The following is a 17,534-nucleotide window of genomic DNA, read 5'->3' as shown; positions in this document are numbered from 1 at the left end:
CGATTTGCAACCCCCGCGATTCAGGGCGTGCCATGCGAAAGCTGGCAGAATTCGAACCACAGCGGCAGGGTCAGCATCGCCAGCACCGTCGTCGTCGTGACCAGAACGGCGTAGAGGCGGCTGTCGAGGCCGAAACGGTCGCACAGTACCACGCCGAACAGCATGCTCGGCATCCCCGCCTCCAGCACCAGGGCCACTGCCTTTTCGCCCCCGAACCCCAGCGCGCGCACCAGGGCCGTGGCGATCAGCGGCACCAGCAGCAGCCGCAGGCCGACCACGCCGAGAACCAACGGCAACAGCTGCCGCCCCAGCCCTCGCCAGCGCAGCGCCAGTCCCAGGGACAACAGCATCAGCGGCGTCACGCCGCGGGCCAGCAGCTCGAGAAAGCCCAGCCACCAGGCCGGCCACTGCCAGCCGCTGAGGTTGACCCCGATGGCCACCGCCGCCGCCCACAGCGAAGGCACCCGCAGCAGCGTCGTCATGTGATTCCCGCCCCCCTGTCCGCCCAGGGATTGGGCCGCGAGCACGCCCACGGTCATAACCAGAGGCGTGAAGGCAAACAGATCCAACTGAATGACCAGTTGCCCTGCCCAGTCACCGAAGGTTTCCAGCAGGACCGGCAGTCCCAGAAAGGTGACGTTGGGAAAACTGACCGCCAGCCAGACCGCCCCCGCCTGCCGCCGTTCGGTTTTCCTCCCATACAGCCACAGCGCCCCCAGCAGCCCCCCCGTTCCCATGACCGCAAGGCCGAACAGGGAGATCCGCAGGCTCTCCCAGCCCAGGGGCGCCCTGCTCATGAGCTTGAGGATGAGCGCGGGCAGAAACAGATAATAGACGACTGCCGTCAGCACCTGCCGGGTCTGATCGCCATCCAGTCCCCCGGGCCGCAGCCGCCGCCAGGCCGCGCCACAGAGGATCAACAGGAACATCTGCCCCAGGACCGTCAGCATGGGTGTTTTTCCGGTATCATGAGCGCCTCTGTAAAGCCAACGACCGAAGGAACGATGCCCCGCAAACCGGTTCCCCCCCAAGACCGCCTCATCGTCGCTCTCGATCTGCCCGACCACGCCCAGGCCCGCGACCTGGTCGAACGCCTGGGCGAAACGGTCACATTCTATAAGATCGGCCTGGAACTGTTCATGGCCGGCGATTACTTTGCCCTGATCGACTGGCTCACCGCCCAGGGCAAGAAGGTGTTCGCCGATCTCAAGTTCTACGATATTCCCATGACCGTGGAACGCGCGGTACGGGCCTTAAGCTGCACACCGGTGACCTTCGCCACAGTTCACGGCGATCCTGCCATCATGGCCGCCGCTGCCCGCGGCAAAGGCGCAAAGCTCAAGATCCTGGCCGTAACCGTCTTGACCAGCCTGGACGAAGCTGCGCTCAAGGCAATGGGATATGCCTCGGACCTTGAAACCCTGGTGCGCCGGCGCGCCCGCCAGGCCGTGGACGCGGGACTCGACGGGGTGATCGCTTCCGGCCGGGAAGCGCAGCTGCTCCGCCGGGAATTGGGGAACGATCCTTTGATCGTCACCCCGGGCGTGCGCCCGCAGGGATCGCCGGCCGGCGACCAGAAGCGGGTCGTCACCGTGGAAGAGGCTTTCGCCAACGGCGCCGATTACATCGTCGTCGGCCGCCCCATCCGCGACGCCCACGATCCCAAAGCGGCCGCCGCCGCCATCCAGCGGCAGATCGCCGAACGGTTCCAGAATTAAAAAATGCCCGCCGGAAGGCGGGCCAAACCGAGAGGATGACCGGCCGGGATCAGAAGGTGTAGTTGAGGGTCACGTAGTAATTGCGCCCCGGATTGAACACCCGATTGCCGACGCCGATGCGGCTTTCGCGCACCCGGTTGATGCCGTTGACGTGGTCGGCATACTTGGTGTCGAAGACGTTGTCCACCCCGAAGGCCAGCTTCAGCCCCTGCACGTACTGGTAGGAAGGCTGGTACTGCAGCCGCAGGTTGACCACGCTCCAGTCGGAGGTCTTGCGTTCGTTGTTGTAGCGGGCCACCTTGTCCTGACGCAGGGCCCCCGCGTACTCTCCGGAGAAGGCAAAATCCCAGATGGAATAGGTCAGGCGCACCCGGCCGTTGAGGGGGGCGATGCGGTAGAGGTTGTCATCCTTGCCGCTGAGCTTCTCCCCGCGGGTGTAGGTCATCAGACCGTCCACCCGCCAGTGATCGCCGATGGCGAAGCCACCCTGCATGTCCACCCCGTAAAGCTGGGCATCGACGTTGGCCCAGCGCAGGGTACAGTCGGTCGTGTTGCCGCCGGGATTGTTGGGACAGCCGTTGGGGAGCATCATGTTGACGAACATGTTCCACTGCATCGGCGTCAGGCCGAGATCGGCGGGATTGACCGCCTGCCCCTGGATGTAGTCGTTGACGTAACGGTAGAACGCCCGCGGCTCGAAATAGACGTTCTGCAACACCCCGAGGGTGGGCAGATTCAGGTCGAAACCGGCCACCGCCTCGTAGGATTTTTCACTGTCGAGGCCGATGTTGCCCACATAGACCCGGCCGTCCGCCAGCCCGCCGGTGGACTCCAGCGGCAGCCAGGTGTAGCGCTGCTGGTAGATGGGGGCGTGGGTCTTGCGCGCCAGCCCCAGGGCCAGGTTGAGGTTGTCGTTGAGGCGGTAGTTGAAATCCAGGGCGATATCGACATCGTGCTGGTCCTGACGTCGGTCGGCGGCGTTGAAGCGGTCCCGCAGAATCGTCCCCGCCCGCATCATGGGATTCATCATGCCCATCCGCGCCGGGGTGCCGTCCACCTTGCCGGCGTCCATGTAAGTGTAGCGGTAGCGAACTCCGGCGTTGACCGTCAACCGTTCCAGCGGTTCGCCGCGCCACTCGGCATAGGCGCCGTAGCGGTTGCGGTTGACATCGTTGTAAAGGCGGACGAAAAAGGCGGCGTTGTTGGGATTGGTGACCTTGGAATTGTGGGTCGCCAGATCCCCGTCCACGCCCACCTCCAGCTCCCCGCCGGCGATGTCCGACCACACCAGCGCCGCCTTGTAGCCGGCGGCCACCACGTCGGTGTTGTTCTGGCGCCAGCGGGCCGGATCAGTCGGGGCGTTGCGCATGTGGTAGTTGGTCATTTCATGGTCGGCGTCCTGGAAGAACATCGCCGTCTTCAGCTTGACCGTATCGCTGAGCTGCCAGGCATAGTCGGCGTTGACGGTATCGGTGCGAATCCAGCGGATGTCCATGGGCAGCGAGGGGGTGCCGGCACTGCCGGTGAACTTGTGGTTATAGGCGGCCCCGAACTCGTGACCGTCACGCCGGAACCCGAAACCGGCCTGATAGGTCTGGCGGTCGTAGCTGGTGTACTTGAGGTTGCGGTTGTCCTTGTAGCGGTAGTTGTCCCCGTCCTCGTGGGAGGCGGAAAAGTGGAAACGGTAGTTCTGGTTGGCCACACCCGCCATGCCGCCGCCGTAAAGCCCGTTGTTGACCTGGCTCCAGCCGAAGGTGCCGAACAGCTGCGGCTTCCAGGTTTCCGAGTCGGTGAACTCGGCCCGGCGGCTTTCGGCGACCACCGCCCCGCCCATGGTTTCCAATCCCACCGAAACCGGCGTCACCCCCCGATAGACCTTGATGGAGCGGATCAGCGCCGAAGGGATGGCGCTCATGCGCGAGTCCATGGCATTGGGACCGGCGTTCTTCAGGGCCATGCCGTCGACGTTGACGGCGACCCGGTCGCCGTACAGGCCGCGGAACTGGGCGATGCCGGTCAGGGGACCGTTGCGGTTGACGTTGCCGCCGGGAACCCGCTTGAGCAGATCGGCGGCGTCCAGGGTGCCCACGGTGCCGGGCTGCAGCGCTGTCGTCCCCGGTTCCATGGTCCCCCCCTCCACCACCAGGGTGGGCAGCTCTTCATATTCGGCCAGGGCTGGCTGACACTGCAGGATCACGGCCGCCGCGATCGCCGAGAGAGAGAATTTCTTATCGTCGGTCGTTTTCATCAAGACTTTCTCCGCAAAATGACCCATCCAATTTAGGAAAATTTAGCAAACAAAATGCCATATGATATATCATCATGATTTGAAACAGCTTCCGGCCCGCAAGGCCGTCCCCAGGCCGTCACTAGAGTGTGTGATATGCCACATAGACTGCGGCATATCACACAATTCGGCCGCATCTCCCCATATCCCGTCGCAGTTGTGATATGTTTGCTCCATGGAATGGCTGCAGAACCTGAATCCCGTCTATGCGGTCGCCTTCCTCATGGGGCTGTTCAGCAGCCTGCATTGCCTGGGGATGTGCGGCTCCATCATCGGCACCTTGACCTTGAGCCTGAGCGGCAGAATCCGCGAGCGCAAACGCCGCATCACCCCCTTCGTACTCAGCTACAACCTGGGACGAATCACCAGCTATGCCACCGCCGGGCTCATCGCCGGCAGCCTGCACTACGTGCTCGACCTGCCTCTCGGCAACGGTCGCGGTTACCGCATCCTGCAGCTGGCCGCCGCAGGGGTGATGACCGGCGCCGGGCTCTACATCGCCGGCTGGTTTCCGCGCTTCGCCTACCTGGAACGGATCGGCGGCCGCCTGTGGCGGCGCATCGAGCCTTACGGACGCAGAATCCTGCCGGTCACCAATTTGTCCCAGGCCTTCCTGTTCGGCATGATCTGGGGCTGGCTGCCCTGCGGCCTGGTCTATACCGCCCTGGCACTGGCGGCGACGGCCGGCAGCCCCACCCGCGGCGCCCTGACCATGATCGCCTTCGGTGCAGGAACTTTGCCGGCAGTCATGGGGGTCGGTATAATGACCGGATGGATGGCCCGCCTGGCGCAGATGCGGCGCTTCCGTCACTTCGCCGGCATCGTCATGATTCTGCTGGCGCTGCTGGCGGCCTTCCCGGAACTGAATCCGTGGGTTATGCAACAAATAAAGAAAAACGGGGTGGACCTGATGGAAAAATTCAGCAACCTGATCGGCCAGGCACCCAATTTCGAGAGCCTGCTGCGCGCCGCCAAGATGGTGGCCGCCACCGACGTCACCGTACTGATCTCCGGAGAAACCGGCACCGGCAAGGAGGAGCTGGCCAACGCGATCCAGCAATCCAGCCCCCGGGCCGGCAGGCCGTTCATCACCATCAATTGTGCGGCGCTGCCGGAATCCTTGGCCGAATCGGAGCTGTTCGGCCACCGCAAGGGGGCGTTCACCGGCGCCACCACGAACCAGCAGGGCAAACTCCAGGCCGCCGACGGCGGCACCCTGTTCCTGGACGAAGTCGATTCCATGCCCATGCCGCTTCAGGCCAAGCTGCTGCGCTTCCTGGAAACCGGTGAGTGCCAGCCGGTCGGTTCGACGGAAACCGAACGGGTCGACGTCCGCATCATCGCCGCCACCAACGCCGACCTGGAAAGGAAGATCGACCGCGGCGAATTCCGCAAGGATCTTTATTACCGTCTCAACGTCGTGCCCTTGGAAATCCCGCCCTTGCGCGAGCGTCTGGAAGACATCCCCCTCTTGGCCCGGCATTTCCTCGAGAAAGCAGCCGCCACCCACGACCTACCGCCGGACAAGCTGGGCAAGAGCGCCCTGCGCGCCCTGACCGACTACGGCTGGCCCGGCAACGTCCGTGAGCTTCGCAACGTCTGCGAACGTCTGGCGATCCTGCTGCCGGGACAGACCATCGAAGCCACCAATCTGCCGACAGAGATCACCGCCGCCAGGGGAACCCTTGCGGCGGTGGACGGCATCCACCTGCCTGCGGACGGTCTTTCCCTGGAACAGGTGGAGATCGAGCTGATCCGCCAGGCCCTGGCCCGTACCCGCGGCAACCGCAGCCGTTCGGCCCGGTTGCTTGGAATCAGCCGCGACACTTTGCTGTACCGGATGCAAAAATACGGCATCAGCTGAAGACCGACGCGGCAGGCAAGCGGAAGGGCGGGAAAACCCGCCCTTCTTCATTTGAAGTTCAGAACCTGAGCTGGCCCTTGCGCGCCGCGATCCGATGTCGCAGGGCGTTGAGCTTGATGAAGCCTTCGGCGTCCTTCGGGTCGTAGGCGCCGGCATCGTCCTCGAAGGTGGCGATGGTGGGATCGAAGAGGCTGTTTTCCGACTTGCGCCCGACCACGGTGACGTTGCCCTTGTACAGCTTGAGCCTGACCACGCCGTTGACGCCAGCCTGGGAGGCGTCGATCATCTCCTGCAGCATCTTGCGCTCCGGGCTCCACCAGTAACCGTTGTAGATCAGCGTGGCGTAGCGGGGCATCAGCTCGTCCTTGAGATGGGCCACCTCCCGGTCCAGGGTGATCGACTCGATGGCCCGGTGGGCCTTGAGCAGGATCGTCCCGCCGGGGGTTTCGTAACAACCCCGCGACTTCATCCCCACATAGCGGTTTTCCACCAGATCGAGGCGGCCGACACCGTGCTCGGAACCGATACGGTTGAGCTGCTCCAGCAACCGGGCCGGAGACAAAGGCTGGCCGTCGATGGCGACGGCATCGCCGCGCTCGAAGGTCAATTCCAGATAGCGCGGCCGGTCCGGCGCCTTTTCCGGCGCCACCGTCCAGCGCCACATGTCTTCCTCCGGCTCGGCCCAGGGATCTTCGAGGATACCGCCCTCGTAGGAAATGTGCAGCAGGTTGGCGTCCATCGAATAAGGGGAAGCCTTGCCCCGTTTCATTTCCACCGGAATGCCGTGGGCCTCGGCATAGGCCAGCAGCTTCTCGCGGGAGTTGAGGTCCCATTCGCGCCAGGGGGCGATGATCTTGATGTCCGGCTTCAGCGCGTAGGCGCCCAGCTCGAAACGGACCTGGTCGTTGCCCTTGCCGGTGGCGCCGTGGGCAATGGCGTCGGCGCCGGTTTCTGCGGCGATTTCGATCAGGCGCTTGGCGATCAGGGGACGGGCGATGGAGGTGCCGAGCAGGTATTCCCCTTCGTAGGTGGTGTTGGCGCGGAACATGGGGAAGACGAAATCGCGCACGAACTCCTCGCGCAGATCGTCGATGTAGATCTCCTTCACTCCCAGCGCCTTGGCCTTCTCCCGGGCCGGTTCCAGCTCCTCGCCCTGGCCGATGTCGGCGGTGAAGGTCACCACCTCACAGCCGTAGGTTTCCTGCAACCACTTGAGGATGACCGAGGTGTCCAGACCGCCGGAATAAGCCAGCACGACTTTGTTGATGGACGTCGACATGGATTGCTTTGCTCCTGCTTGAGAAATCCTCACATTATACCGGAAACGACACGACCGCCCGAAGGCGGCCGTGATCATCACGCCGGGACGGTCAGGCCAGACGTTCGCGCAGGCGCTGATAGGTGTTGCGCAGTTCCTCGCCGAAGATCTTGAGCTTCTCGACCGTTTCCTCCGCCACTTCCTTGGTTTCGTCAAGAATTTCCTCGACTTTGGGGCGGAACTGTTCCCATTTCTTCTCGGCCTCTTCCCATTCCTCCTGAAGCTCCATCTTGGCCAGGTGCATCTTGACCTTCAGTTCGTCGCGCTCCTGTGCCAGTTTCTCAAGCAGTTCTTTCAGTTCCATCAGAGGCTCCTCTGGTTTTTGGTCGGATTCAAGGAAACATTGTGGGTATGATCCGAGGTAAAATCAAGGCAACGGCAAAAAGAATCCGGCGCGAGGCCGGATCAGAAATCCTCCAGATCGAACACGTCGCCGATCTGTTCGCGGAGGCGCTTCATCTCGAGATACTGCTCCACCCGCCGGCGCGCCGCCAGCTTTTTCTGGTCCTCGCGCCACTGGGAAAACAACGCCTCCACTTCCTGGTCGATGTCGTCGAAGTCATCGGTTTGCAACCGTTCGGACATCTCCATCGTCGTCACCTCCCTCAGCGGATCAACGGATTTCCGCCATCAGACACGCCAACAGGGCTTCGGCCTGACGGCGGTAGCTGTCACCAAAAAGGTTCAGATGCGGCGTTCCCCGACCACAGGTCCCCGTGCAACAGCGAGGGCACCACCCGGTGGCCGGAAAACAGGGCGTCCAGATTGACCAGCAAGCGCTCGCCGAGTTCCTGGATTTTCCCACCATATCCCTGCCTGGCCGCCAGCGCCAGCTGATAACCCAGACGGCGCTGGCGCCAGAACGCGATCCAGTCGTCGGCAAAACCGTTGGGCTGTGGCGTCGCGCCGATGAAGTTGTCGCAAGGCCAACCGTATCGCGGCTGCGGAACCCGGTGCAGCCGCGCCAGACATTCACCCAGGCGGGCATCGGCATCACCGTCTCTGCCGGTCAAAGGCAGCCATTCGAGTATCAGGAAGGCTTTTCCTTCCAGACACCCCCAATCGAGCACCGCCGGCACCCGCACCGCTTTGGTTGCGGCCAGGGCGCGCAGCCCTTCTGCCTCGGCGGCGAACATCGGCAGACGGGCGGCGGCGGCGGTCTTGACGAAATAACGCCGGCTTCCACCTGTCACCTGCCAGGCCTCGTGGATGCAGCCCCCCGTGACCGGTTCGCAGGAAGCAAGCCTGAAGCCGGGATCGATCCGGCGCACGATTTCACCAAAAAAAGTCCGGTTCATGGTTGCTTCATCCCCACGGGGAAATTAACATCGTTCCCCATGAACGCACTTGCCCGCTTCCTCTGCAGCTGCCTGCTGCTGCTTTCTGCCCATGCCGGCATCCGAACCACATTATTTGCATGCACAGACCCGCTCTGTTGGGGTACCGAGCCTACCTCACCTTGATCCCGCTCGCCATCGTTCTCCCCGGCAGCAAATGGATGGGATTCTTTTACGCCTTGGCGGTGTTGCCAGTCCTGACCTGGATCATGGTCCAAGAGGGTTGGATCCACACCCTCAGTGCCAGCCGGCTGTTCCGTCTCGTTTTCCTCTACACGGTCCTGGCGCTCGCCAGCATCGCCTGGTCGGATATTCCACCGGCACCTGACGGGCACATCGTTTTCAAGTTAATTTCAAATGCCGTCCTTGTCCTTCATTTTACGATCGCGACCGCTTATTGCCGCCAGCGGCTTGGGCGGGATTTCCCAAGCCTGGTAACGGGCTTTGTCATCACCGCAGGGCTGGCGGCGGCAATCGACATGGGCGTCTGGTATCATGACCATCCCTTTCCTTTGTCGAGACTGGAAGGCATCGGCCAGATAGACAGTCCAATACGCTCCGCCGCCATCATCGCCGCGGCGCAAATCATGGCCTTTCACCGGTTTCTGCAAACCGGACAAAAGCGCTATCTGGCTTTTCAAGCGCCCTTGCTGCTGTATCTGGTCCTGTCCCAAAGCCGCAGCATTCTGCTCGCCTGTCTGGTTTGCCTGCCCGTCATGGCGATATTGGCCAGCGTCAATCCAAGGTCTCTTGTTCTCCGCCTGGCCGCCATCCTGGGCATCCTGTTGGTTTCTCTTTGCATCCTTTATCTGGCCGTGCCTGCCTGGGCAAGCGAAATCTTCCGCTCCGTCCCCTACCGTCCTTACATCTGGCAGGCAAGCCTCCAGCAGGCATTGCAACATCCCATTTTGGGTTCCGGCCTGCTTTCCGATCCCGGCAGGAATGTCGCCATCGGCGGCCGGCCCTTCCACTACGGCGATGCCCACAATCTGCTCCTGGGGCATTTCCGTGCGCTGGGAATCGCCGGTGTCCTGGCCATTGTCGCTGTGATCGCCACCGCCCTTGGATACAGCTATCAGGGATGGCGGAAAATGCAGCTCGACGGCCTGGCCGTTCCGCTGCTGACATTCGCCTTCCTGGCCATGCAGGCCAACGAATGGGCGTTTTTTTACCCCAGCCTCAAAGTCAAGGAAGTACTGGCGGTTTTCTGGTTTCCCCTCGGCATCGCCCTCGGGGACGAACTGATTCTGCGACAATCACCACCCTCTGCAAAATGAATTCACCTACCTGGTTGCATACGCCTTCTGAGAAAGCGGCCTGTACCGTCATCGCCGAGGTCGCCCAGGCGCACGACGGCAGTTTGGGAATGGCCCACGCCTTCATCGACGCCATCGCCACCACCGGCGCCGATGCGGTGAAATTCCAGACCCACATCGCCGCGGCGGAAAGCACGCCGGGCGAGCCTTGGCGGGTCCGCTTCAGCCCTCAAGACGAAACCCGTTACGATTATTGGAAGCGGATGGAATTCACCCCCGAGCAGTGGGCCGGGCTCAAGCGCCATTGTGAGGAAAAGGGCCTGCTGTTTCTCAGCTCCCCGTTTTCGGAACCGGCTTTCGAACTCCTGGACCGCATCGGCGTGGCCGCCTGGAAAGTCGCCTCCGGGGAGATCACCAACAAGCCCCTGCTCGAACGCATGGCCCGTACCGGGCTGCCCATGCTGTTGTCCACGGGGATGAGCCCGCTGGCGGAGATCGACCGCACCGTGGCATGGCTGCGAAGCTTTTCTGCGCCCCTGGCGGTGCTGCAATGCACTTCCGAATACCCCTGCGGCCCGGAACACATCGGTATCAACAACGTCGCCCTGTTCCGGGAACGCTATGGCACCGCCGGCCTTTCGGACCATTCCGGCACGATTTACCCGGGCCTCGCCGCGGCGATGCTGGGCGCCCGGGTCGTCGAGGTCCACGTTACCCTCAGCCGCCACATGTTCGGCCCCGACCTGCCCGCATCGCTGACGATAGAGGAACTGACCCGGCTGGTGGAAGGCATCCGCTTCATCGAAACCATGCTGGCCCACCCCCAGGACAAGGACCGGATTCCGGAGACGGTCGAAGCCCTGCGTCCCATCTTCATGAAGAGCGTGGTAACCCGCCGGACGCTCCCGGCCGGAACCCGCCTTGAGGCTGGACACCTGACCACCAAGAAGCCGGGAACCGGCATTCCAGCGTGGGATTTCGACCGGATCATAGGCAGACGTCTGCGCCGCAGCGTCCCGGAAAACCACATCCTGATGCCGGAGGATCTGGAGGACTGATGCACCGCCGCAAGATTTGTGTCGTCATCACCGCCCGTCCCAGCTATGCCCGTATTCGCACCGCCATGGAAGCGATCCGGGAACATCCCAAGCTGGAACTTCAGGTGATCACCGCCGCTTCCGCCATCCTGGAGCGTTTCGGTTTTCCCGACCGGGTGATCGAGGCCGAAGGTTTCACCATCGATTACAAGCTGCACACCATGCTCGAAGGCGGCAATCTGGTCACGGCTGCCAAATCCACCGGTTTGGGCATCATTGAATTGACCTCGGCGTTCCAGGCGCTGGCGCCGGATGCGGTGGTGACCATCGCCGACCGCTTCGAAACCCTGTCCACCGCCGTGGCCGCCGCCTACATGAACATCCCGCTGGTGCACGTCCAGGGCGGGGAGATCACCGGCAACATCGACAACAAGGTGCGCCACGCCATCACCAAGCTGGCCGACCTCCACCTGGTGGCCTCGGAACCGGCACGCCGGCGGGTGATCGCCATGGGAGAGGATCCCGCCACCGTTCACGTCACCGGCTGTCCCTCCATCGATCTGGCCGCCCGCGTCCTTCACGATCCTGAAATCAAAGTCGATCTGTTCGCCGCCTACAAGGGCGTCGGCCCCACTTTCGACTGGTATCAGCCCTATTTGGTCGTGCTCCAGCACCCGGTCACCACCGAACCGGACGCCGCCGGCTTTCAGGCTGAAGAGACGCTGCACGCCGTCCACCAAAGCGGCATCCCCACCTTCTGGTTCTGGCCCAACATCGATGCCGGCTCCGACGCCACCTCCCACGCCATCCGCGCCTTTCGGGAGCGCTACCGGCCGCAGAACATCCATTTCTTCAAGAATCTGCCGCCCGACGATTTCCTGCGGCTGGTGTACCATTCCCTGGCGATCGTAGGCAACTCCAGCGTCGGCATTCGCGAGTGCGCCTTCCTTGGCGTCCCTGCCGTCAACATCGGCAAACGCCAGCAGAACCGCGACCGGGGTCCCAACGTCATCGACATCGACCACGACCGCCGCCAAATCCTCGCCGCGATCGAAGCGGTCAAACGACAACCGCGCCCCCAGCCGAGCCATCTGTACGGCGACGGCCGTGCCGGTGAGCGCATCGCCGACTTGCTCGCCAGCGAACCTTTGCATTACGAAAAATGACTGCGCGCCGTTCCTTTTTCCTCCCGATCGAAATCAAGGCCAGAGAACTGGACGCCACCATCCTCCTCGCCTGCGTCCTCGCAGAAGGGGGACACCAGGTCTGGCTCGGCAATCATAAATATTCCAAACGGACCGCCCATACCCTGCCGCCCCTCGTCTATCTGGGGCGCACGGTCACCCAAGCGGTGGGAAAGCGCTATCGCTGGCTGCGTGACATGGGGCACTGCATCACGGCACTGGACGAGGAGGGGCTGGTGATCTATTCCCAGGAAATCTACCGCACCCGCAGGATCGGCCGGGAAACCATCCGCATCCCTCAGGCCCTGTTCGCCTGGGGCCCGGCCAATGCCGCCATCTGGGGCGAGGAACTGGGCGATGCGTCACGGATCCACATCACCGGCAACCCCCGTTTCGATCTGCTGCGCGCCCCCTTGCGGGAAATCTATCGCCAGCGCGCCGCCGCCTATCAGGCCCGATTCGGCCGCTACGTGCTGTTCAACAGCAACTTCCACTGGGTCAACACCCGCGATGCGGCGGCCACCCGTCTGCCGGACCCGGACGATGTCGCCGCCGGCCGCTTTCCGGTGCCGGCTTTCTACAATCCCGACCTGGCCCGTTATCGCATCCGCCTGTTCCGCGCCTACCTGGAGGCGCTGCCCCGACTGGCCCGGTCCCTGCCGCAGCTGCATTTCATCATTCGCCCCCATCCGGCGGAAAACCCGGCGCCCTGGCAGAAAGCCACCGCCCATCTGCCCAACTGCACCGTGTTGCACGAAGGCGAGGTCACCCCCTGGATCCTGGGCAGTGAGGCGGTTTTGCACCACAGCTGCACCACGGCGGTGGAGGCGACCGTCCTCGGCAAACCCGTGGTCTGCTATCGCCCTTACCGCGAGGCGTCCATGGATCCCCAACTGCCCATCCAACTGAGCCTGCAGGCAGAAGATCCGGACACCCTGCGGCAGATGCTGACCTCGGCCTTGGCGCAGAGAACCCACCGCCTGAGACCGCAACAGGAAGCGCTCCTGGGAGAGCATGTGGCAGCGCTGGACGGCCCTCTGGCCAGCGAACGCATCGCCGATATCCTGGAAACGGTACCCTTTCCGCAGATCCCCCGGATGAAGCGGCTTCGCAGCCGCTGGCGGGGCGTTCGCAAACAGCTCCAGCGCCGCCTGCTCGGGGAAACCGAGACACCGCGCAGAGACGTGTTCCCGCCGACGCCGGTCGCGGAAATCAACCAGCGCATCGCCGCCTATGCCCGGCTGCTGAACCGCTTCGACGGCATCGAGGCGGTCGCGCTGGACACCAACTACTACTGCATCCGCCATGTGGAAAGGCCATAGCGTTCTCGCCGTCGTCCCCGCCCGCGGCGGCAGCAAGGGCATTCCCGGCAAGAACTTACGGAAAGTGGGCGGCCGCTCCCTGATCGGGTGGGCCGGTTGGCTGATCGCCCAAATCCCCTGGATCGACCAAGCGCTTCTCAGTACCGACGATACTGCTCTGGCCGAGGAAGGGCGCCGTTACGGCCTCGCGGTCCCCTTCCTGCGCCCGGCCGAATTTGCGACCGATACCGCTTTGGGAATCGATGTCTGGCGCCATGCCTGGCTGGCGGCGGAAGCACACTGGCGGCGGCGTTTCGATCTGGCCGTCTATCTCCAACCGACCACGCCCTTGCGGCGCCTTGAGCATATCGAAAAAACCGTCGAGGCACTGGCCGCGGGCGACTTCGAGGCCGCTACCACCATCGCGCCGGTTCCCGGCCATTTCGTACCGGAAAAAATACTGCGTCTCGATGAAGAAGGACGTGTCCGCCCCTATCTGGACAAGAGCCTGTCCAACCGCCAGCAGGCACCGCGGTATTATTACCGCACCGGTGCGTGCTACGCCGCCTGGCGGGATACCATCGTGGAAAAACGCCGTATCATCGAAAAACGCTGCGCCGGAGTCATCATCGACGAACCGTGTGCCAACATCGACGATCCCGTCGATCTGGAATTCGCTGAATTCCTTTATCAGAAGTATTACCGATGACGACTGCGACTTGCGATCTATGCAGCAGTAAAGAGCATACCATCGTCGCGCCTTCGAACTTCCCTTTACAGGGGGAAATCGTCCTGTGCCAGCGCTGCGGTCTGTTCTCCTGCAGCCCCAGGATGACGGTGGCTGGGCTGGAATCGTTTTACGATGGCAACTTTAGCGGCGATGCCGGTGCGCCTTCTCTGGCAGCAGCGGAAGGACGGCCTTCGGCCCGGAAAGTGCGCGCCGAGGAAAAACGCGTGCGGCGCTGGTCTTTGCCTCTGCTCCAGCGATACCTCGATCTTCAAGGCAAAAGCGTACTGGACCTGCGCATGCGCTCCGGCGCCCTGGCCCAGGCGATGACGGCGGCGGGCGCCCAGGTCCTTGGCACCGACCCCTTTCCCGCCAACGTCCGCTATGCCGCCGAAGCACGCGGGCTGCCCTTCACCCGGCGGTTGAAGATCACCGAAACCCACTTGTTTCCCGGATTCGATCCCCAGCGTTTCGATCTTATCACCGGGCTCACGGTGCACGTTCTGGGACACCTCCTGTCCCCCCGGCAATTCCTGCACCAAGCCTACGAAATCCTCAAACCTGGCGGCTGGCTGTTCCTGATGGAGAAGGATGTCCTGCAGCCCAATTACAACGTCGCCCGCCCGACCCCGTTCTCGAGCGGCGTCGCCCACCAGTTCCATTTGACCCGCGACACCCTGGAACGGTATCTCAAGGCCACCGGCTTTGAGATCGTCCATTGCGCCATCGATCCTTTGTACGCCACCGGTCAGAACCGTGTCATCGTCGCGATCGCGCGCAGGCCGGACACTCCACCGCCGCCATTTGATCTCGCCTCCCTGGATCATGACCTCGACGCGTCGCTCAGCCGGGTTCGACGCATCGAAACATGGTGGCGCTGGTACGCCTTCCGGGGGCGGATGTGGAAACGCCTCACCCGCTGGCAACGCAAGCTGTTGTGGCGCGGCTAGCCCAGAGACTTATCCCACAAACCGCGACATATCCACCACATACCGCCTCGGCCCCCAGTCTCCCGGTTTGGGCTCGAACACGCCCGGCACCGGGGTGCCGCACTGGCTACATTTGCCATTCGGGGTCAGGTTCCAGTCGCTGAGGACGTACCAGTCGCGGCCGATGAGAAGCTGGCCGCAGTGATGACACCAGGTGCTGTCCCCTTCCGGATAATGGATGTTGCCGGTATAGACGTAGCGCAGGCCGTTCTCCATGGCGATCTTGCGGGCGCGCAGCAGGGTTTCCGGCGGAGTCGGCGGATGGTCCATCATCTTCCAGTCGGGATGGAAGGCGGTGAAGTGATGGGGCACGTCGGGCCCGAGCTTTTCCACCACCCAGCGGGTCATCTTGTCGATTTCCTCGCTGGAATCGTTTTCCCCCGGAATCAGCAAGGTGGTGATCTCCAGCCAGCAGTCGGTTTCGTGCTTGATGTATTCCAGGGTGTCGAGCACCGGCTGCAGATGACCGCCGCAGATCTTGCGGTAGAAATCCTCGGTGAAAGCCTTGAGGTCGACGTTGGCGGCATCCATATACCGGTAGAACTCCCGCCGCGGCTCCTCGGTGACGTAACCGGCGGTGACCGCCACGTTCCTGATGCCGTACTCGCGGCATGCCTTGGCGGTGTCGATGACGTACTCGTGGAAGATCACCGGGTCATTGTAGGTGTAGGCCACGCTCCTGCACTCCAGTTCATGAGCGGCGCGGGCGATGGCGTTCGGCGGGGCCTCCACCGTCAGGATGTCAAATTCGCGGGCCTTGCTGATGTCCCAGTTCTGGCAAAACTTGCACGCCAGATTGCATCCGGCCGTGCCGAAGGACAGCACCGGCGTCCCCGGCAGGAAGTGATACAGCGGCTTCTTCTCGATGGGATCGATGCAGAAGCCGCTGGCGCGGCCGTAGGTGGTCAGGACGATCTGGCCGTTCTGGCAGGCGCGGACGAAGCACAGGCCGCGCTGCCCCTCGTGGAGTTTGCAGAAGCGGGGGCACAGATCGCACTGGACCCGGCCGTCCGGCAGCTTGTGCCAGTACTTGGTCGGCACCACGTGCTTGTCTTTGGGCAGGCTTTCGGCGGCGGTGGACATGGCATTTCCCCATTGAATTTAGGTCTTGGTGTTCATATATAGGTTTTGAGTTCGTATTTCAAGTTTGCGGAGAACGACCATGACCAGCCTACGCTATCCTGCCGTCGCCGGGATGTTCTATCCTGAAGACCCGGTGGAGCTGGACGAGATGATCCGTACCTTCCTGGCCTCCGCCGCCGTGGAGGGCCCGGTGCCGAAGGCGATCATCGCCCCCCATGCCGGCTACATCTACTCCGGTCCGGTGGCGGCGAGCGTCTATCGTCTGCTGCTTCCGGCCAAGGACGTGATCAAGCGCGTGGTGCTGCTCGGGCCCGCGCACCGGGTGCCCTTCCGTGGACTGGCGGTGCCGAGCGTGGACTTTTTCATCACCCCCCTGGGCACGGTGGCGGTGGACAAGGCGGCGCTCGCCAAGATCGCAGACCTGCCCTTCGTTCACGTCTCCGACCTGCCCCACGAGCCGGAACACAGCCTGGAGGTTCACCTGCCCTTCCTGCAAGAGGTGCTGGAGGACTTCAAGGTGGTGCCCATCGTGGTCGGCGATGCCACCCCGGAGGAAGTGGCCCAGGTGCTGGAGCGGCTGTGGGGCGGGCCGGAAACCCTGATCGTGGTCAGTTCCGACCTCAGTCACTACTACGATTACGAAACCGCCCGCCGCCTGGATTCGGCCACTTCCCGGGCCATTGAGGAACTGGACCCGACCCGGCTGAACTACGAATCGGCCTGTGGCCGCATTCCCGTGGCCGGCCTGTTGCTGGCGGCGCGCAAACACGGCCTCAGGGCCAAAACCGTCGATCTGCGCAACTCCGGGGACACCGCAGGTCCCAAGGATCAAGTCGTGGGGTATGGCGCCTATGCCTTCTTCTGATCTCAAGCTGACACCGCAGGAACGCCGACTGCTTTTGGAACTGGCGCGCGAGGCGATCCGTTACGGCGCCCGCCACGGCCGACCGCCGGCGGTGAACCTGGAAGCGCTGCCTGCAGCCCTGCAGGTGCCGAGGGCCGCTTTCGTCACCCTGGAGGAAAACGGGCAGTTGCGCGGCTGTATCGGTTCCCTGGAAGCCCGGCGCCCGCTGGCCGAGGACGTGGTGCACAACGCCTTCGCCGCCGCCTTCGGCGATCCCCGTTTCCCGCCGGTGCGCGAGGCGGAGGTGGACCGTCTCGACATCCACATCTCCATCCTCAGCCCGCTGGAGGAAATGACCTTCACCTCCGAGGAGGACCTGCTGCGCCAGATCCGCCCCGGCATCGACGGTCTGGTGCTGGAGGACGGCCCTTACCGCGGCACCTTCCTGCCGACGGTGTGGAAACAGCTGCCGGACAAGCGCGACTTTCTGCGGCACCTGAAACTGAAGGCGGGCCTGCCCCCGGACTACTGGTCCGACACCCTCAAGGTCTACCGCTATACCACCGAAGTCATCGAGTAAGACCCACAA

17 protein-coding genes and 1 pseudogene are annotated in these 17,534 nt (G+C 63.2%); 11 read left to right on the top strand and 7 right to left on the bottom strand.

Annotation, left to right across the window (positions count from 1 at the left end; all coding sequences use genetic code 11):
• Nucleotides 1-20 precede the first annotated feature (20 nt).
• Nucleotides 21-950 (bottom strand): AEC family transporter, encoded by a 930-nt coding sequence (locus tag MCIT9_RS06820; RefSeq protein ID WP_317706650.1) that lies wholly within the window; start codon nucleotides 948-950, stop codon nucleotides 21-23.
• 54 nt (nucleotides 951-1,004) lie between these two features.
• Between MCIT9_RS06820 and pyrF the strand changes: the two genes are divergently transcribed.
• Entirely contained in the window at nucleotides 1,005-1,718 is a 714-nt protein-coding gene (gene pyrF, locus MCIT9_RS06815) for an orotidine-5'-phosphate decarboxylase (RefSeq protein WP_317706649.1), read from the top strand.
• 49 nt (nucleotides 1,719-1,767) lie between these two features.
• On the opposite strand, the gene MCIT9_RS06810 is transcribed toward pyrF, so the two are convergent.
• Complete coding sequence (locus MCIT9_RS06810; protein WP_317706648.1) at nucleotides 1,768-3,966, bottom strand: TonB-dependent receptor; 2,199 nt, start codon at nucleotides 3,964-3,966, stop codon at nucleotides 1,768-1,770.
• Between the two features lie 214 nt (nucleotides 3,967-4,180).
• Between MCIT9_RS06810 and MCIT9_RS06805 the strand changes: the two are divergent.
• Both MCIT9_RS06805 and MCIT9_RS06800 read left to right on the top strand, forming a co-directional pair.
• Nucleotides 4,181-4,837: pseudogene (locus MCIT9_RS06805) on the top strand (sulfite exporter TauE/SafE family protein); the annotation flags it as partial.
• Nucleotides 4,838-4,915: 78 nt separating this feature from the next.
• The gene (locus MCIT9_RS06800) at nucleotides 4,916-5,869 is read left to right on the top strand and encodes a sigma-54 interaction domain-containing protein (RefSeq protein ID WP_317706708.1); all 954 of its coding nucleotides are present in this window, start codon (nucleotides 4,916-4,918) and stop codon (nucleotides 5,867-5,869) included.
• 58 nt (nucleotides 5,870-5,927) lie between these two features.
• Here MCIT9_RS06800 and MCIT9_RS06795 read toward each other — a convergent pair whose 3' ends face one another.
• The 4 genes from MCIT9_RS06795 to MCIT9_RS06780 all read right to left on the bottom strand — a co-directional run bounded on the left by MCIT9_RS06795 (nucleotide 5,928) and on the right by MCIT9_RS06780 (nucleotide 8,485).
• Nucleotides 5,928-7,148, bottom strand: a complete 1,221-nt coding sequence (locus MCIT9_RS06795; RefSeq protein WP_317706647.1) for an argininosuccinate synthase — start codon at nucleotides 7,146-7,148, stop codon at nucleotides 5,928-5,930.
• Between the two features lie 91 nt (nucleotides 7,149-7,239).
• Complete coding sequence (locus tag MCIT9_RS06790; protein WP_317706646.1) at nucleotides 7,240-7,491, bottom strand: hypothetical protein; 252 nt, start codon at nucleotides 7,489-7,491, stop codon at nucleotides 7,240-7,242.
• A gap of 101 nt (nucleotides 7,492-7,592) precedes the next feature.
• Nucleotides 7,593-7,778 (bottom strand): PA3496 family putative envelope integrity protein, encoded by a 186-nt coding sequence (locus MCIT9_RS06785; RefSeq protein WP_317706645.1) that lies wholly within the window; start codon nucleotides 7,776-7,778, stop codon nucleotides 7,593-7,595.
• A gap of 80 nt (nucleotides 7,779-7,858) precedes the next feature.
• The gene (locus MCIT9_RS06780) at nucleotides 7,859-8,485 is read right to left on the bottom strand and encodes a fructosamine kinase family protein (protein ID WP_317706644.1); all 627 of its coding nucleotides are present in this window, start codon (nucleotides 8,483-8,485) and stop codon (nucleotides 7,859-7,861) included.
• Between the two features lie 161 nt (nucleotides 8,486-8,646).
• Between MCIT9_RS06780 and MCIT9_RS06775 the strand changes: the two genes are divergently transcribed.
• The 6 genes from MCIT9_RS06775 (at nucleotide 8,647) to MCIT9_RS06750 (ending at nucleotide 14,979) form a co-directional block, all read left to right on the top strand.
• On the top strand, nucleotides 8,647-9,801 hold the full coding sequence (locus tag MCIT9_RS06775; protein WP_317706643.1) for an O-antigen ligase family protein: 1,155 nt from the start codon (nucleotides 8,647-8,649) through the stop codon (nucleotides 9,799-9,801).
• A complete protein-coding gene (locus MCIT9_RS06770) occupies nucleotides 9,798-10,838 on the top strand; it encodes an N-acetylneuraminate synthase family protein (RefSeq protein ID WP_317706642.1) in 1,041 nt (346 codons plus the stop codon). The genes MCIT9_RS06775 and MCIT9_RS06770 overlap by 4 nt, the downstream gene beginning before the upstream one ends.
• On the top strand, nucleotides 10,838-11,983 hold the full coding sequence (gene neuC / locus MCIT9_RS06765) for a UDP-N-acetylglucosamine 2-epimerase (RefSeq protein WP_317706641.1): 1,146 nt from the start codon (nucleotides 10,838-10,840) through the stop codon (nucleotides 11,981-11,983). Before MCIT9_RS06770 ends, neuC begins: the two co-directional genes overlap by 1 nt.
• A complete protein-coding gene (locus tag MCIT9_RS06760) occupies nucleotides 11,980-13,323 on the top strand; it encodes a surface carbohydrate biosynthesis protein (RefSeq protein WP_317706640.1) in 1,344 nt (447 codons plus the stop codon). The genes neuC and MCIT9_RS06760 overlap by 4 nt, the downstream gene beginning before the upstream one ends.
• Nucleotides 13,307-14,011: an acylneuraminate cytidylyltransferase family protein gene (locus MCIT9_RS06755; protein WP_317706639.1), complete on the top strand. Its 705-nt coding sequence runs from the start codon at nucleotides 13,307-13,309 to the stop codon at nucleotides 14,009-14,011. Before MCIT9_RS06760 ends, MCIT9_RS06755 begins: the two co-directional genes overlap by 17 nt.
• A 128-nt stretch (nucleotides 14,012-14,139) precedes the next feature.
• Entirely contained in the window at nucleotides 14,140-14,979 is an 840-nt protein-coding gene (locus MCIT9_RS06750; RefSeq protein WP_317706638.1) for a class I SAM-dependent methyltransferase, read from the top strand.
• A gap of 9 nt (nucleotides 14,980-14,988) precedes the next feature.
• Here the strand turns inward: MCIT9_RS06750 and amrS are convergent, their stop codons facing one another.
• On the bottom strand, nucleotides 14,989-16,101 hold the full coding sequence (amrS, locus tag MCIT9_RS06745; protein ID WP_317706637.1) for an AmmeMemoRadiSam system radical SAM enzyme: 1,113 nt from the start codon (nucleotides 16,099-16,101) through the stop codon (nucleotides 14,989-14,991).
• A 79-nt stretch (nucleotides 16,102-16,180) separates the two neighbouring features.
• Here amrS and amrB point away from each other — a divergent pair, with 79 nt between their 5' ends.
• A complete protein-coding gene (gene amrB / locus MCIT9_RS06740) occupies nucleotides 16,181-16,966 on the top strand; it encodes an AmmeMemoRadiSam system protein B (protein ID WP_317706636.1) in 786 nt (261 codons plus the stop codon).
• Complete coding sequence (gene amrA / locus MCIT9_RS06735) at nucleotides 16,953-17,525, top strand: AmmeMemoRadiSam system protein A (RefSeq protein ID WP_317706635.1); 573 nt, start codon at nucleotides 16,953-16,955, stop codon at nucleotides 17,523-17,525. Before amrB ends, amrA begins: the two co-directional genes overlap by 14 nt.
• Nucleotides 17,526-17,534 lie beyond the last annotated feature (9 nt).

Source organism: Methylomarinovum caldicuralii (assembly GCF_033126985.1).
GTDB lineage: Bacteria > Pseudomonadota > Gammaproteobacteria > Methylococcales > Methylothermaceae > Methylohalobius > Methylohalobius caldicuralii.
The sequence above is the reverse complement of the archived record's forward strand: the minus strand, read 5'-3'. Positions and strand labels throughout refer to the sequence as shown.